Origin of the sequence: Granulicella aggregans (assembly GCF_014203275.1) — a bacterium.
Taxonomy (GTDB): Bacteria; Acidobacteriota; Terriglobia; order Terriglobales; family Acidobacteriaceae; genus Edaphobacter.
Window position 1 is genome coordinate 429033 of the sequence record NZ_JACHIP010000003.1, and the last position, 15605, is coordinate 444637.

Annotated in this window: 13 protein-coding genes; 10 read left to right on the top strand and 3 right to left on the bottom strand. The window is 59.7% G+C overall.

Going from position 1 to position 15605, the window contains the following annotated elements; translation table 11 throughout:
• The first annotated feature begins 14 nt into the window (after positions 1–14).
• From HDF16_RS12120 to HDF16_RS12130, 3 genes are all read left to right on the top strand, one after another.
• The gene (locus tag HDF16_RS12120; RefSeq protein WP_184216908.1) at positions 15–1802 is read left to right on the top strand and encodes an AMP-dependent synthetase/ligase; all 1788 of its coding nucleotides are present in this window, start codon (positions 15–17) and stop codon (positions 1800–1802) included.
• Positions 1803–1862: 60 nt separating this feature from the next.
• Positions 1863–2951 carry an MBL fold metallo-hydrolase gene (locus HDF16_RS12125; RefSeq protein WP_184216910.1) on the top strand — a complete coding sequence of 363 codons (1089 nt, stop codon included), beginning with the start codon at positions 1863–1865 and terminating at the stop codon, positions 2949–2951.
• A 115-nt stretch (positions 2952–3066) separates the two neighbouring features.
• Positions 3067–3330, top strand: a complete 264-nt coding sequence (locus tag HDF16_RS12130; RefSeq protein WP_184216912.1) for a helix-turn-helix domain-containing protein — start codon at positions 3067–3069, stop codon at positions 3328–3330.
• A 20-nt stretch (positions 3331–3350) separates the two neighbouring features.
• Here the strand turns inward: HDF16_RS12130 and HDF16_RS12135 are convergent, their stop codons facing one another.
• Positions 3351–4208, bottom strand: a complete 858-nt coding sequence (locus tag HDF16_RS12135; protein WP_184216914.1) for an SDR family NAD(P)-dependent oxidoreductase — start codon at positions 4206–4208, stop codon at positions 3351–3353.
• A 105-nt stretch (positions 4209–4313) separates the two neighbouring features.
• Here HDF16_RS12135 and HDF16_RS12140 point away from each other — a divergent pair, with 105 nt between their 5' ends.
• Positions 4314–4865, top strand: coding sequence for a TetR/AcrR family transcriptional regulator (locus tag HDF16_RS12140; protein WP_184216916.1), 552 nt, complete (start codon positions 4314–4316; stop codon positions 4863–4865).
• Between the two features lie 7 nt (positions 4866–4872).
• Here HDF16_RS12140 and HDF16_RS12145 read toward each other — a convergent pair whose 3' ends face one another.
• On the bottom strand, positions 4873–5766 hold the full coding sequence (locus tag HDF16_RS12145) for a metallophosphoesterase (RefSeq protein ID WP_184216918.1): 894 nt from the start codon (positions 5764–5766) through the stop codon (positions 4873–4875).
• Positions 5767–5828: 62 nt separating this feature from the next.
• Between HDF16_RS12145 and HDF16_RS12150 the strand changes: the two genes are divergently transcribed.
• The 6 genes from HDF16_RS12150 to HDF16_RS12175 all read left to right on the top strand — a co-directional run bounded on the left by HDF16_RS12150 (position 5829) and on the right by HDF16_RS12175 (position 12734).
• Positions 5829–6899, top strand: a complete 1071-nt coding sequence (locus HDF16_RS12150) for a M24 family metallopeptidase (protein WP_348641310.1) — start codon at positions 5829–5831, stop codon at positions 6897–6899.
• A gap of 32 nt (positions 6900–6931) precedes the next feature.
• Positions 6932–7429 (top strand): acetyl-CoA carboxylase biotin carboxyl carrier protein, encoded by a 498-nt coding sequence (gene accB / locus HDF16_RS12155; RefSeq protein ID WP_184216921.1) that lies wholly within the window; start codon positions 6932–6934, stop codon positions 7427–7429.
• Positions 7430–7518: 89 nt separating this feature from the next.
• Complete coding sequence (accC, locus tag HDF16_RS12160) at positions 7519–8874, top strand: acetyl-CoA carboxylase biotin carboxylase subunit (protein WP_184216922.1); 1356 nt, start codon at positions 7519–7521, stop codon at positions 8872–8874.
• Between the two features lie 8 nt (positions 8875–8882).
• Positions 8883–9512 carry a thiamine phosphate synthase gene (gene thiE, locus HDF16_RS12165; protein WP_348641311.1) on the top strand — a complete coding sequence of 210 codons (630 nt, stop codon included), beginning with the start codon at positions 8883–8885 and terminating at the stop codon, positions 9510–9512.
• 110 nt (positions 9513–9622) lie between these two features.
• Positions 9623–11089 (top strand): APC family permease, encoded by a 1467-nt coding sequence (locus HDF16_RS12170; RefSeq protein WP_184217510.1) that lies wholly within the window; start codon positions 9623–9625, stop codon positions 11087–11089.
• 46 nt (positions 11090–11135) lie between these two features.
• Positions 11136–12734: an amino acid permease gene (locus tag HDF16_RS12175; RefSeq protein WP_184216924.1), complete on the top strand. Its 1599-nt coding sequence runs from the start codon at positions 11136–11138 to the stop codon at positions 12732–12734.
• 202 nt (positions 12735–12936) lie between these two features.
• On the opposite strand, the gene HDF16_RS12180 is transcribed toward HDF16_RS12175, so the two are convergent.
• Entirely contained in the window at positions 12937–15600 is a 2664-nt protein-coding gene (locus HDF16_RS12180) for a hypothetical protein (protein ID WP_184216926.1), read from the bottom strand.
• Between the last annotated feature and the right edge of the window lie 5 nt (positions 15601–15605).

The following is a 15605-nucleotide window of genomic DNA, read 5'->3' on the forward strand; positions in this document are numbered from 1 at the left end:
TAGGGGAGCTATAGATGTTTGATTTCAAGACGGTGAATGATGTCTTCCAGGCGATTGCAGGCCGCGGGGACCAACTCGTGATGCAGGCACAGGACGCTGCCGGCGAGTGGCAGCCGATAACCTCGGCGGCGCTCTATGGCCGAGTACGCGCGCTGGCGTCGGCCTTCGCGAAGTGGGGTGTGGCGAAGGGTGACCGGGTTGCAATTCTGAGCGAGAACCGCTGGGAGTGGCAGGTGACGGACTTCGCAACGCTAGCGCTGGGCGCGGTGGATGTCCCGCTCTATGCGACGCTGACGGCGGAGCAGATTGGCTATATGTTGCGCGATTCCGGCGCGAAAGTGGCGGTGTTCTCGTCCGCCGAGCAGTACGACAAGCTGGCGGGAGCGGGAGAGCTTCCAGCGCTCGAGCACGTGGTGGTGATGGATGGCGGAGACCTTCCAAACGCGGTGAACTTTACATCGTTGATGGAGTCTGCGAAGGCGATGGAGACGCGCGACGCCGCGTTTGATGCGACGGCGGCTACCGTGCAGGCGGACGACCTGATGACGATCATCTACACATCAGGCACGACGGGCGAGCCGAAAGGCGTGATGCTGACCCATGGCAACGAGGCGAGCAATCTGAACTACTCGACCGATGGGATTGGGTTTGGTCCGGGCGATCTTTGCATCTCCTTTCTGCCTCTGTCGCATGTGACGGCTCGGCACACGGATTTGGCTCTGTTGGCTCATGGAGTATCGCTGGCGTACTGCCCTAAGTTCGACCGGCTGCCCCCGATCATGAAGGCATTGCGACCGACGGTATTGATCGCCGTGCCGAGGGTGTACGAGAAGATTCGGCAGGCTGTGGAGGGTAAGTCCGCGCCGTCACCTCTGAAGTCAAAGATATTGAAGTGGGCAGTCGCGACGGGAACCAAGCATCGAGGGGAGGTGCTTGCGGGTAAGACGCCCGGTGGACTGGCTCATGCGATTGCGGACAAGCTGGTGTACAGCAAAATTCGCGATGCGTTTGGCGGCCGGGCGAGGATCTTTGTGTCGGGCGGAGCTCCGCTGGGGATGGATTCGGCGGGCTGGTTCGCGGATGTGGGGATACGGATCTTCGAGGGGTATGGGCTGACGGAGACTTCGCCTGTCATCGCCGTGAACAAGCCGAATGCGCACCGGATCGGGACGGTCGGCAAGGCGCTGGCAAACGTGAAGTGCCGGTTCGCGGAGGATGGCGAACTGGAGGTCTCCGGGCCTTCGATCTTCAACGGCTATTGGAATAAGCCGAAGGAGACGGAAGAGGCATTTACTGCTGACGGGTGGTTTAAGACGGGGGATATCGGAAATATCGACGGCGATGGATACCTGTCGATTACAGACCGAAAGAAGGAGCTGCTGAAGACGAGTGGCGGCAAGCTGATTGCTCCGCAGCCGATCGAAAATAAGCTGAAGGCGAACTCGTTGGTGGGGCAGGCGGCGTTGGTCGGAGACAAGCACAAGTTCGCCTGCGTGCTGATCTCACCGAACATGGCGGCTCTCGAAAGTTGGGCGGCGGGGCAGGGCGTTTCGGTCAGCGACCACAAGGCGTTGGTGAAGGACGCGAAGGTAGTGGCGCTATACCAGGGCATCGTGACGCAGGTGAACGGGACGCTAGCGCACTTCGAAGATATGAAGCGGCTCTGCGTGGTGCCGGAAGAGTGGACTGTCGAGACCGGAGAACTGACTCCTAGTATGAAGCTGAAGCGGCGCGTGGTGGAGAAAAAGTACGCGACCGAGATCGCCGACTTCTACAAGGACGAGGCGACGGCATCCAAGTAGATTCTCTGCATATTGCTAGAGAATATGTAGCATCGCGCCGTATGGAGCATCCAATTCGGCATGGGCATGTTGAAGAAGGCTGAGAAGCAGGGAAAGAAGTTTATGAATCCGGTTCCGACGGGTGTGGGCGGGCCGGGGATGATGTTCAAGATTCTTCCTTTGTATCTGCGGAACCAGGAAGAGCGCGTGCCGAAGGTGCCATTGGGCCCGTTCCGGACGGATGCCAGGATCTATGCGACTCCGCCAGAGAATGGCCTGCGGGTGACGTGGATGGGTCACTCGGTGATGCTGGTAGAGATCGATGGCGTGCGGTTGCTGATCGATCCCGTGTGGGATGAGCGCGCTTCGCCGGCGCGGTGGTTTGGGCCAAAGCGGTTCTTTGCCGCTCCGCTGCGGCTTGATGAGCTGCCTCGGATCGATGCAGTAGTCATCTCGCATGACCACTACGACCACCTTGGGCGGATGACGGTGGAGCGGCTGGCAAAGCTCAATGCGGTGAGGGATGCGGTTTGGGTGACCTCGCTTGGAGTAGGCGAGTTGCTGCAGAAGTTCGGCGTTGCTGCGCGGCGTATCAAGGAGTTGGATTGGACGGACTCTGCGACCGTGAAGGCGCCGGATGGGGCAGAGATCGCGATAACAGCGGTGCCGTCGCGGCATTTCTCTGGACGGAGCTTGTCGAACCGGTTCGAGACTCTCTGGTCGTCGTTTGTGCTGCGCGGGGCGAAGCACAAGGTCTACTACGGCGCGGATTCCGGACTTTGGGACGGATTCGAAGAGATTGGAGCAGCCTACGGCCCGTTCGATCTGACGATGTTGGAGATTGGGGCGTTCAACGAGCTCTGGAAAGACATCCACATGGGGCCCGACGGGGCGGTGGAAGCCTTTGCTCGGATGGGCGGAGCAGGGCTACTCATGCCAATCCACTGGGGTTTGTTCGACTTGGCGCTTCATGGCTGGCGCGAGCCGATCCAGAGAATGACCGATCTGGCGAATTTGCGCGGCTTGCGGTTGTGGTCTCCGGCACCCGGAGCGCCATCGGAGGTGGTGGCCGGTCAGGAGTTACGGGCAAAGTGGTGGGAAGCTGTGCCTCACGCGTCGAAGGTTACGACCGCCGAAATGTTGCCTACAGGGAACGTGGTTCAGGACTAGGAGCGACAAGGCAGAAATCTCTTGTGCGGTGGAATGAAAGAGGGTACAAAGAGGAGGCTGGAAGTTCGGCATTCTTCCGGAAGACTCCGGTTATTTCCCGGTTTGGAGACAGATCATGGCAGGTGCTGTGCAGGCGATGTTGCGCGAGGTGATGGATATCCGGCAGGCAGCGGAGTATCTGGGCATAAGCGGCGATACGCTGTATCGCTATGCGTCTGAAGGATTTATCCCGGCGTTCAAGCTCGGCAACCGCTGGCGGTTCAAGAAGTCGCTGCTCGATTCATGGATGGATGAAAAGAGCGGCGTGAAGCCCCAGCCGGCGACCGGATTGACCGTGGTGGCACCGGAGCAGAAAAAGCCTGTGCGGCGAGCGCTGTAACAAGCTCTTTTTTTGGCGAGCTACTTCTTCAATAATCCCGATTGCTTGCCGATGAGTCGATCGATCCAACGGTCTGGCAGGAGTCGCGGCAGTGTCCAGTTCTTGAACCTTTGCGGAACGACGGCATAGCGGGTCTTTGGCTTGCGAGTCGTCAGCGCGGTATAGACGGTGTCCCCGATGCTCTCCGCCGTGAGCCCCTTCCGGCCTTCCTGAATGAGGTACTCGGTGAAACCTTCTATGATCGGGCCATAGTCCGTAGGTGCAAAACGGCCAAGGTCTGAGTCCTGGGCCTTATCCCAGATAGGCGTGATCACCACGCCTGGACCCACGATGATGACGTCAATGCCATAGAGAAGGAGTTCCCGTCGAAGGCTCGCGGACATGCCTTCAAGAGCGTGTTTCGAGGCAACGTAGGCACCAAGGAAGGGCGGGGCGATCTTGCCTGCCACAGAGCTTATCTGAACGATGCGTCCCGAAGTTCCGATGCGGCCCTTTTCGGCTCCCAGGAGCGGGGCGAAGGCCTTGGTAACGGTGAAGGGTCCAATCAGGTTGATCTCCATCTGACGGCGTAGCTCTTCGACCTCCAAGTGAAGCAGAGGGCCACCGACGGCGACTCCGGCATTGTTGACCAGACCGAAGAGGTTTTGTTGGCCAAGGCTTTCTTTCACCTCTGCCGCGGCCTGCTGAATGGTGGCGTGGTCTGTGACATCCATCAACAGTGGGGTGTAGGCGTCGCCGAATTGTTGCTTGAGGCGTTCCGCGTCGGCCTGCTTCCGGACTGTGCCGAAGACGCGTATGCCTTTATTGGTGAGAACCTTGGTGATGCCCAGACCTATCCCGGTCGAGGCCCCCGTAACGACAACGCTCTTCGATTCCATCTTTCCACTCCTGCGCCGGTCATAAAGATGTACGCCGTACATCAATGTCAACATGCACAGCGTACACCTTGGCAGGCTGCGGGTCAATTCGGTTAGGCTGAGAACATGGCATTTCCTTCGAAGACAGACCGAGCGCAGATCCTGGCGGCGGCCATGGAGCAATTAGAACGTGAAGGAATGCAGAGGCTATCGCTGCGCTCGCTGGCGGCCTCGCTGGGATTGGCTACAAACGCCCTCTACAGATACTTCGAAGACCGCTCCCACCTCGAAGCCGCCCTTGTGGCGCAGATCACTCTCAAGATGCGCGAGACCTTAGTCAAAGCGGCGGGACGGAAGCAACCTGAAGCGGCTGTTCGAGCTATGGCGCGCGCTTATCTAAAGTTTGCCCACGAGCGGCGGTTCTTGTATGAAGCCTGGATCAAGCCGTGTACGCATACACAGGAGAGTCAGATCGCGCATGAGTCGCTGTGGGGTTTTGTTGCCGGCCTGGTAGCACAGATCGCAGGCGAGACACGCGCTCCGGAAGCAGCGACTGCGTTGTGGGCATTCCTCCACGGGTTCGTCGAGTTGGAGGCGGCTGGCGTGTTCCAGCAGGGCAAGCCGTTAAGCAGCTTCGAATGGGGGCTAACGGCGTGGCTCGACGCGGCTCAGACCTAGTGGCAACTCAGGCAGGCTGAAGCGTAATGTGGGTGATCTCGGGGGGGCAGTTGAAGCGGAAGGGAAGACCTACAGTACCAAGCCCACGGTTCACATAGAGCTGAATGTTATCGAACTGGTAGCGGCCCATGGAGTATTTTTTGCCCAGGGGTGGAAGTAGAAGCGGTCCAGCGAACGGCATGCGGACTTGGCCGCCGTGGCTATGGCCGGAGAGCACCAGATCGATGTGCGGCGCTCGTGGGTGGTGCGAGATGACGTCCATGAAGTCCGGTTCGTGGCACATCAGGATCACAGGAGCGTCCGGCTTCTCGGGGGCAGCGACTTCGAGGTCGGGATTTCCCGATTCAGCGTCGTCGAGGCCTGCGAGCCAGACGTGATGGCCTCCCTTTTCGATGGGAACATAGCGATTTACAAGCGGATTCATGCCGTAAGTCGTGAGCATGCTGGTGACTGCGGCTGCGTCCACGTTTACGTCATGGTTGCCGAGGATCGCGTAGCGGAGCGGGCACTCGAGGCCGCGAAGGATCGCGCCGCAGTGCGGCATCGCGGCGTAAGCGCGATTGTCGGCACCCGAAGAGTTGTTGCTGATGTAGTCGCCGGTGGTGAGGACGAGATCGGGCTTGAGGGCGTTTATCTTACGGACGGCTTCGCGGAGGAAGAAGTCCTCGGTGAACCACTCGAGATGAATATCGCTCAGTTGCGCGATGCGGAAGCCGTGGAAGGCCTCGGGCAGGCCGGGAATCTTGAAGGTCTGGTCGACGACCTCGATGAAGTGGCGCTCGATCTCGGCGGAGTAGAGGCCAAGGGCTGCAACAGAGAGAGCGCCGCCGGCGAGGAGTTTGCGCCGGGAGAAGCGTGTTGAGGACGATGGCCGCTGCTGCGATGGAGTATCGACGGTCATACTCCATGATAACGGTTTGGAATGGGTATGCTCCGATAGAATAGAGTTCGATGAGTTTTCGAGTGAGACAGAGGCGGGCCGCTGCGGCGCTGACCGAGGGAATGGACGCCTTGCTGGTGACACATCTGCCGGATGTGCGTTATCTGACTGGATTTACGGGCTCAAGTGCGGCGTTGCTGTTGGCTGGCGGCAAGGCGACCCTATTTACAGACGGACGCTACACCGCCCAGGCGAAGGCTGAAGCGGTGGGGACGAAGGTCGTCATCGTACCGAAAGGAACACTGACTGCGGCATGCGAAGCAGCGGTGGCTGCGGGTATCAAACACTGCGGCTTCGATGCGGCGCAGACCACGGTGGCGACGCTGGAGACGATGCGAAAAGCTGTTCCGGGCAAGGTGCGGAGGAGCTTATTCCGGCCGAGCGGGCCATTGGTCGCTCATCTGCGAGAGGTTAAGGATGACGCGGAAGTCGAGATCATGCGGCGGGCCGCATTGACCGGATGCGGTCTGTTTGATCGAATGCTGGGGTATATACGGTCTGGCCTGACAGAGATCCAGGTAGCGGCAGAGTTGGAACACGCCGCGCGACTGGCAGGAGCTGAGGCGATGTCGTTTGAGACGATCGTGGCGAGCGGCGAGCGGTCGGCGCTGCCGCACGGCCGGGCTACGAACACGAAGCTCCCAAAGCGAGGATTTGTAACGCTGGACTTCGGCGTTGTAATGGATGGGTACTGCTCTGACATGACGCGCACGGTCCATCTGGGCAAGGCGAGCCAGGAGGAGTTCGACGTGTATCATGCGGTACTGGAAGCGCAGGAGGCTGCCGTAGCTGCTATCGCTCCGGGAGTCGCCCTGGGCGATGTAGATGAGGCGGCGCGGAGTATTCTGCGAGCGGTGAAGCTCGACGAGTACTTTACGCACTCGACTGGACATGGCGTTGGACTGGAGATTCACGAAGGTCCGCGCGTGGCGAAGGATCAGAAGGAAGTTTTGAAACGCGGTATGGTGGTAACGGTTGAGCCCGGGGTTTATATGCCGGGCAAGTTCGGTGTGCGCATCGAAGATATGGTGCTGGTAACGGCTGGTGGCGGTGAGGTCTTGACGCCCAGTGTGAAGGCATGGACACAGCTGTAGTGTCAGATTTTGAGAGGGAAGAAAGAGATCCGATGGAAGACGAGACGAATCTGGAAAAGCTGCAAGGGCTGGTTGAGTTTTTGAAGGAGAACGGCATCGCCGAATATGAGGCGGAGCGCGGCGACACGAAGATCAGGATCAAGTTTGCTTCGGCGGCAGGGCCGGCGACCGCACTCGATCCGGCGACACTGGCGCAGTGGCTGGGAGCTTCAGGCGCCCAAAGCGCCGCTGCACCTGCCGCCATAGCGACACCGGTTGCGTCGGTCGCGGCGGCCGAGCCTGAAGTGGCGCTGCACATGGTGAAATCTCCGATTGTGGGGACGTTCTACGATTCGCCTTCGCCAGGGTCGGCTCCGTTTGTTAAGGTGGGCGATGTGGTTGAGGTCGGGCAGGTGCTCTGCATCATCGAAGCGATGAAGCTGATGAACGAGATCGAGGCAGATGCCGCTGGCGAGATTGTGGCGCGGGTTGCGACGACGGGGCAGCCGGTGGAGTATGGGCAGCCTCTGTTTTCTATCAAGGCTAGCTAGGCAGTCGTTCGCCACCTGATAGGTTCGCGGTACGTTAGAAACCGATCCTCCGCCTTTGGCGAAGGATGACAAGATGTTCTAGGGGCACGATGTTTCGTAAGGTATTGATCGCAAATCGGGGTGAGATTGCACTGCGCGTCATCAGCGCGTGCAAGGAGATGGGCATCCGCACGGTCGCCGTATATAGCGAGGCCGACAGGAACAGCCTGCACGTCCGGTTTGCGGACGAGGCTATCTGCATTGGACCGCCTCGTTCGGCGGATTCGTACCTGAATGTGCCGGCGGTCATCTCGGCTGCAGAGATCGCCGATGTGGATGCTATCCATCCGGGCTATGGACTGCTGAGCGAGAACGCCAACTTTGCCGAGGTATGCCGGGCTTCGAACATCAAGTTCATCGGGCCTCCTCCTGAAGTCACGCGCATGATGGGCGAGAAGTCCACTGCTCGGCAGACGATGAAGAAGGCGAAGGTGCCGATTCTGCCCGGTTCCGACGGCGTGATTGCCGGCGCGGACGAGGCGCTGGAGTGGGCGAAGTCGGTTGGCTATCCGGTCATTTTGAAGGCTGTTGCCGGGGGCGGAGGGCGCGGCATGCGCATCTGCAGAAATGCTGCGGAGCTGCCGGAGCTTTATAACCAAGCGTCGACCGAAGCCGCGAATGCGTTCGGCAACGGCGATATGTACATGGAGAAGTTCATCGAGCGACCGCGCCACATCGAGTTCCAGGTCCTGGCCGATGAGCACGGCAACGTGATGAGCCTGGGCGAGCGCGAGTGCTCGATTCAGCGGCGGCACCAGAAGCTGATCGAAGAGGCACCGTCATTGCAGGTGAGCCCGAAGCTGCGGGCAGAGCTGGGTAAGACGATCGAGCGGTCTCTGAAGGACATCGGCTACCAGAACGCCGGGACGATCGAGTTCCTGATGGATGAAGACGGCAAGATCTACTTCATCGAGATGAACACGCGCATCCAGGTGGAGCATTGTGTAACCGAGATGGTTACAGGTATCGACCTGGTGAAGGCGCAGTTGCGGATCGCGATGGGCGAGAAGCTCAGCCAAATTGTGACCGAGCCGGTTACAATTCGCGGGCACGCCATCGAGTGCCGCATCAATGCGGAGCATCCGGAGAAGTTCACACCATCAGCGGGCAAGATCACGGCGTTCAATCTGCCGGGCGGCAACGGAGTTCGTGTGGACACGGCGCAGTACGCGGAGGGCGTGGTGCCTCCTTACTATGACTCGCTGATTGCGAAACTTATCTGCCACGGGAAGAATCGCGAAGAGGCGATGGACAAGATGCAGCGCGCTCTAAGCCAGTTCGTGGTGCAGGGAATTCACACGACGATTCCGCTGCACGAGAAAATCTTTGCGGATGAGGAGTTCCGGTCGGGGGCGTTCGATACGAAGTTTATGGAGCGGTTCTTCGAGCGCCAGGCCGCGAAGTAGGACGGTCCGTGAAAGCCCTTCCTCGTCTCTACGTGATCGCTGATGCCGGTATGCTCCTGTCGCGAGAAGTCAGTCTTGCAAACTTTGCGAATGAGCTTCGAGCGGCAGGTGTGACGCTGCTTCAGTATCGCGATAAGGATGCTGGGCCACAGACGATTCTGCGGAATGCTGTTGTTATTGCGGAGGCCTTTGCAGGAAGCGACGCCACGCTCATCATGAATGATCGGAGCGATCTGGCGGTGCTTGCCGAGTGGGATGGGGTGCATGTGGGTCAGGAGGATCTGTCGCCTGAAGATGCAAGGACCGTCATAGGTTCGGGCAGGATCGTTGGCATTTCAACGCATAACGAGGCGCAGGTGATTGCGGCGGATGCGGGGGCGGCGGACTATGTGGCGATTGGGCCGGTGTTCGCTACCGGGACAAAACTTGATGCGGCGGTGGTGGTGGGGCTTGACGGGGTAAGGCGCGCGCGGGCGATGACGACGAAGCCTCTGGTGGCGATTGGCGGGATTACGCGGGAGAATGCGCGGTCCGTGATCGAGGCCGGGGCCGATTCGGTGGCGGTGATCAGCGGGTTGTTTGTACCGGGCGAGAGTGTCGAGAAGGTGGCGCGGGACTTTCTCGAGATTTTGGGGTAGAACTGGGGAACGTGACAATTCCGCTAACGACAAAGACAGAGGCAGATCCTCCGCCTTCAGCGAAGGATGACAAGGTTTCAGGTGGTGGAACCCCGCACTTTGTGCAGGGGATGGGGCTGTTCTCCGCCACGGCGATCGTAATGGGGTCGATGATCGGGTCGGGGATCTTTATCGTGTCGGCGGATATGTCGCGGACGCTGGGGTCGCCGGCGCTGCTGATTGCGGCGTGGCTGGTGACGGCGGCGATGACGATCATCGGTGCGCTGAGCTACGGCGAACTGGCGGCGATGATGCCTAAGGCGGGCGGTCAGTATGTGTATCTGCGCGAGTCGCTGGGGCCGCTGTGGGGATTTCTATATGGGTGGACGCTCTTCCTGGTGATCCAGACAGGGACGATTGCGGCGGTTGGCGTTGGCTTTGGGAAGTTTCTTGGGGTGTTCATTCCAGGTGTGAGCACGACCAACTGGATCTGGCATGTGGGCTCGGGAACGATCGGGCTGAACACAGCGAACCTTGTGGCTATTGGGATCATTACGCTGCTGACGTTCACGAATACGCTGGGCGTGAAGCTGGGCGCGGCGGTTCAGAACGTCTTCACGTCGGCAAAGATCGTTGCGCTGGCGGCGGTGGTAATGGTGGGTGCGCTCGCGAAAAACGCGGGTGCGATTGCCGCAAACTTTGGGGATGGCTGGCATCAGTTCTGGGCTGGCTCCGGGTTGTCGGCGCAACATCCGGTGCAGATCGGTGCCAGCGGACCCACAGTGCTGGTCGGCGTGATGACAGTCGTGGCCGTCGTGCAGGTGGGGTCGCTGTTCTCGGCCGATGCATGGAACAATGTGACGTTTACGGCGGGAGAGATTCGGAACCCCAAGCGGAACCTCCCGCTATCGCTTGCGATCGGAACCGGCGTGGTCCTGCTTCTGTATATCCTCTGCAACTTCGTCTACTTGAGCGCGCTTCCGCTGGTGGGAAGTGCAAACGCAACGACTCTGGCTGGGCGCGGGATTCAATACGCCTCAGAGGATCGGGTCGCGACCGCGGTGATGGAGGCTGTGTTTGGAGGCGTCGGCGCGAAGCTGATGGCAGGAGCCATCCTCATCTCGACGTTTGGCTGCGTCAATGGGATGCTGCTCGCCGGCGCGCGTGTCTACTACGCGATGAGCCGGGACGGGCTCTTCTTCAAGAGTGTCGGCAAGCTGAGCCCGAAGTCGAATACGCCGGTGAACTCGCTGTGGGTGCAGTGGGCCTGGACTTGCCTGCTTTGTCTTTCGGGGAGCTATGGGCAACTGCTCGACTACGTGATCTTCGCGGTGCTGATCTTCTACATCCTGACGATTGTGGGCTTGTTTGTTCTGCGGAGGACGCGGCCGGACGCGGTGAGACCGTACAAGGCGTTCGGCTATCCGGTGCTGCCGGCGGTCTATATCGCGATGGCCGCTTGGATTTGTGTCGTACTATTGCGTTACAAACCTCAGTACACTTGGCCGGGCCTGATAATCGTTTTGATCGGCGTTCCGGTGTACCTGCTGTGGAAGAGAAGCGGTTCGGCCATGACGCCGGAACCGGAAGTTTTGTAAGTCTGAAGACAAATACGGAAGAGATAAAAGGGAGAACCAGGCCACGATGGCGAACCTGCTTGCAAAAAAGACGATGACCTCCTTAATGGCCGAGGCCAATGAAGAGGGATCGCAGACACTGGAACGTTCGCTTGGGCCATTTGCGCTGACCGCCTTAGGAATCGGCGCTGTCATAGGCGCTGGAATCTTTGTTCTGAGCGGTTTGGGTGCGCACACTGCGGGACCCGCGCTGATGCTGGCGTTCGTGCTATCGGGACTGGGATGCGCGTTCGCGGGCCTCTGCTATGCGGAGTTTGCGGCGATGATTCCGCTGGCCGGATCGGCCTATACGTATGCCTATGCGACGCTGGGCGAGATCTTCGCATGGATCATCGGCTGGGACCTGACGCTCGAGTATGCGATGGGCGCGAGCACGGTGAGTTCCGGCTGGTCGAACACGTTCGTTGAGTTTCTGGCCATCTTCAACCTGAAGTTTCCGTTATGGCTGGCGTATGACCACTGGACCGGGTTGAAGAAGGCGTTCGACATCGTAGCGCGGCAGTCGGTTCATGCAACGAATCCTGAGTTGACTCCCGGCACGAAGGCGTTCAGTGACGCGCTTTCGGCATTGCTTGCGGCCCCGTCGGCGGCACTCATAGCGCAGGCTCACGCTCTGCTGAATGCGCCAACGATCTTTGGCGTGGAGATCGGATTCAATCTTCCGGCGTTCCTGATCGCGTTGGTGATCACGACGGTCCTGGTGATCGGAATCAAGGAGTCGGCGAACTTCAACGCGGGCATTGTGATGTTGAAGGTCGGCGTGGTGCTGTTCGTGCTCGGCCTGGGATCGCACTATGTAAACAAGGCAAACTGGGGATCGGACTGGCACACGTTTGCGCCGTTCGGAGTCGGCGGTATCGGTCTGGCGGCAGGTCTGGTGTTCTTTTCGTACATCGGCTTCGACGCCGTTTCGACGACCGCCCAGGAGGCCAAGAACCCGCAACGCGACATGCCCATCGGGATCATCGCTTCATTGGCCATCTGCACGCTCTTGTATATCGGCGTGGCTGCTGTTCTCACCGGAATGGTCTACTGGCCTGAGATCAACATCGAGGCTCCGATCTCGCGAGCGTTCCTTGACCGCAACTTGAACTCTGCGGCAAACGTGATCACCATCGGAGCGCTGGCGGGACTCACGAGCGTCATGCTGGTGATGTTGCTGGGCCAAAGCCGCGTGCTGTATTCGATGGCAAAGGACGGACTGTTGCCGAAGGGATTCTTCGCAGCGATCCATCCGCGTTTCAGGACGCCATGGAAGGGGACCATTCTCGCAGGGCTGCTAGCCGCGCTGGTGGGATCAGTGACACCGATCGACGCCATTGGCAAGATGGTGAATATCGGGACACTCTTCGCGTTCGTCATCGTGTGCATCGCGGTGATCGTGCTGCGCAGGAAGGATCCTGATCGTCACCGGCCGTTCAAGACGCCGCTGGTGCCGTTGATTCCCATCCTTGGGATTTTATTCAATGGCTACATGATGGTTGAGCTTGGCGCGGCCAACTGGTACCGTCTGATCGGCTGGATGGCGATCGGCCTGGTGGTCTACTACTTCTACGGCAGGAAGCATAGCAAGCTGCAAAGAGAGCTAGCGGGTCAAGTCGAGTAACAAGACAAAGAAGTACAAGAAGCGGAGATGCAAAGGCCCGGCAGCGATGCCGGGCCTTTTGCGTCTACGCGGTGGGGTGCGGTTTGTGTTTCGCAAGAGTGTTCCATCCGTCGCAAGAGGCAGCGACACGCGGGATGAGGCGCTCACCCTTGTCCCCAACCCTCTCTCGTGAGGTGAACTAGACAAGGCTTGCTAAAGCTGTTTACTTCGTCGGCGGAATTACAGCAGTCGCCGCCGACGGCTGTGCGGGCACGGATGAGCTTGCTGGTGGTGCAGGCTGCGGTGGAGTGGATAGAGGCAGAACCGGCAACGTCACCTGATTCGTAGTGGACGGATCGTCGCGCAGACGGACATAAAAGGTCGTGTCAGCGCCGGGATGGGGGATGCTGATCGTATTGCCCACAAATCCTTCGGGGACTTCGGTAGGCGTGGTGAAGGCCTGATCCGTGGAAAATGCGTCAACCAAATAGAGGTCCGATCCTTCGAGGGTGCAGGGCTGCTGACGCACGCGGGTGGGGCAGTGCAGATCGGTCAGCGTAGGCAGCCGAACGATCGTGGCCAGGGGAATCCATTCGCCGGTGGTGCCGTCGGGTGCGATGGCCCGCAGACGAAGCGGACCGAAGGCTGATGGGCCGAAGACCTTGAGCGGCTCGAGGGTCGCAAGAACGGTGTGCTTGTTCTGGAGGACGAGTGTGCCGTCCGCGATGCCCAGCTTGGTGTGAAGTGAGTCGTCGGTGCTGGCGATCTCGATCTGCTGGCCGCGCGGGTAGTTGTCGGCGGACTTCAGGAAGAACGTCAGCTTGTCGTTTATCGGGAGATCGTCAGGCGAGAGGTGGATGGGCGAGCTCTTCGCTTGATCGATTCCTTTGCTTAGAAGGGTGATGGATGGGCGGGCGCTTCCTACGGTGAAGGGCAGCGTCAGGGTACGACCGTCCTTCAACGTGGCTGTCGCGGTCAACTTATCGCCGGGGGAGAGTTTGGGAGCAGAGTTCTTGCTGTCGATTGCCTTCGCGTCGCTCGTCTTCGTATCGAGCGACAGCTGCAGGTCGCCCTTCGATTCGCTTGCCTGCGGAGCATCGTGGCTCGGAGTGGGAGTGAAGATGATGCCTTTGAGCTCCAGCTGCTTGACCTGGTCGAGGCTGGTACCTGACAAAACTGCCGTGGAATCGCCTGCATGGAGATTCAAGGACTCGAGCTTGGCCGGCTCCGAGTAGGTCTTGGCGGTCACTTTATCGAGTGCGGGTGCGCCATACTGCTTGATGGCGAGCTCAACCGTGTCCTTGTTCAGGGATTTCAGTGGAAGGTTCAGCGAAATCTCGTCGGGCTTATCGGCTCGCTTCCAATCGAGCTTCGTCTCGGTCCCTGGGACGGAGTCGGAGATGATGGCCTGAACGCACGCAGTGCCGCTAGAAGCCAGGGTGAGGTGATTGTCTTGCCCAACGATGAGCGGGTCCGTTGTAACCAGCTTCCAACCCTTGCCGGGGACATTCTGAAGCGGGAGCGTGGGGCCGGTGAAGTGGTCAAATCCCCACATGCCGCTCACAGTGCCGGTCAGCGTCCCTGGAGGGAAGACCGCCTTGGGAACGGGCTTTGCATCAGCGGAAGTGGCGGCTTTCGGGTCGTCGGTGGACTTGGTAGTCGGCACTGTCACAATTCCCGCGTCGTCCGGCGTGGATACGGGAAGCATCTCCCGATGCCTCTCGTGATTCACGATCAGGCCACCGCGAAAGGCATCGGGAGCCAGAGGAACATCCGGGATGCGGTCTTCTGAATTGACGTGAAGCGTCAGTTCGTGGGCGAAGGAGGTGGAATAGACAAGCGGAGCTCCCTCGAGGCCAAGGACGAGATCGGGGCGAAGTAGGCAGGCTACCTGTTTCGGGTCGGCAGCGCGAAGCGGAGGCGGCGTTGCCGCCTGGATGCCGGGGAGGCCGATGACGATGACCGACTTCGGGTTGTGGAACGAGGGCGGCGCGTTCAGACGTAGATTCAGTTGCTGATCGCTGGGGAATGCAATGGCCGGAATGTACTGATATTGGGCTGTATGCAGGCTAGCGGTCAGACGGACCAGGTCGACGATCGCGCCGACATAGGCGCTGTAGAGACCTCCGCCGACCAGGGACGTGTTGCTTGCCTGAAGGATGAAGTCACTGGAAGGGCCATTTGAGAGCGCCGCTGCGACGGTCTGGCCGTGGCCGTCATCAAGCAGGAGTTGGTTGCCGGATTGAGTGAGGCAGTTGTACTGTGCATCGACGGGCTGCTTGAAGCAGTTTTCGTTGGGCTTCAGAGCCAGTGTGCGGGCGAGGAGCGTGGAGTGTTCTGAGAGTGCCTTGGCGTCGTTGGGATCGACGGTCTTCATGCTCTCGAGATACTTCTCGATACGTGCCTGCTCGAAGCCAGCTTCGTTCAAGTCCTGCGACGCTCGAACGAAGATGCCGGGACGGCCTTTGACGGCGGAGCGAAGCGTAGTGAAGTCGCCACCGGTTTCAGGGGCGAGAAAGAGGATGACCTGCTGGGCCTCCGGCGGAACGGTGATGAAGACACCTTCGCTCTGAACACCCTTGTTCCATGTCTCGATGCGGGTGAACCAGTTGTCAGGCGGGGGATTAGTTGTGCCGCGCAGAAACGCGGCTACTAAGAGGTACTTCACCGACTGGCTTGGCGGGAAATCGGGATGCAGCCAGATCTTATCGCCGACCTTGAGATTCGGCACCTGGGCAACGGGAAGAGTGACGCCGTCGCGTGTCACGCGAACTTCGACCTTTGGACCTGCGAGGTCGAATCGCGCCGGGTCTGCATGTGCGGGGGCGGTTGAGACGAGAAGCGCGGCAATCGTTGCGATTAAAAATCTGCGGCGCGAAGTCGACATACTTC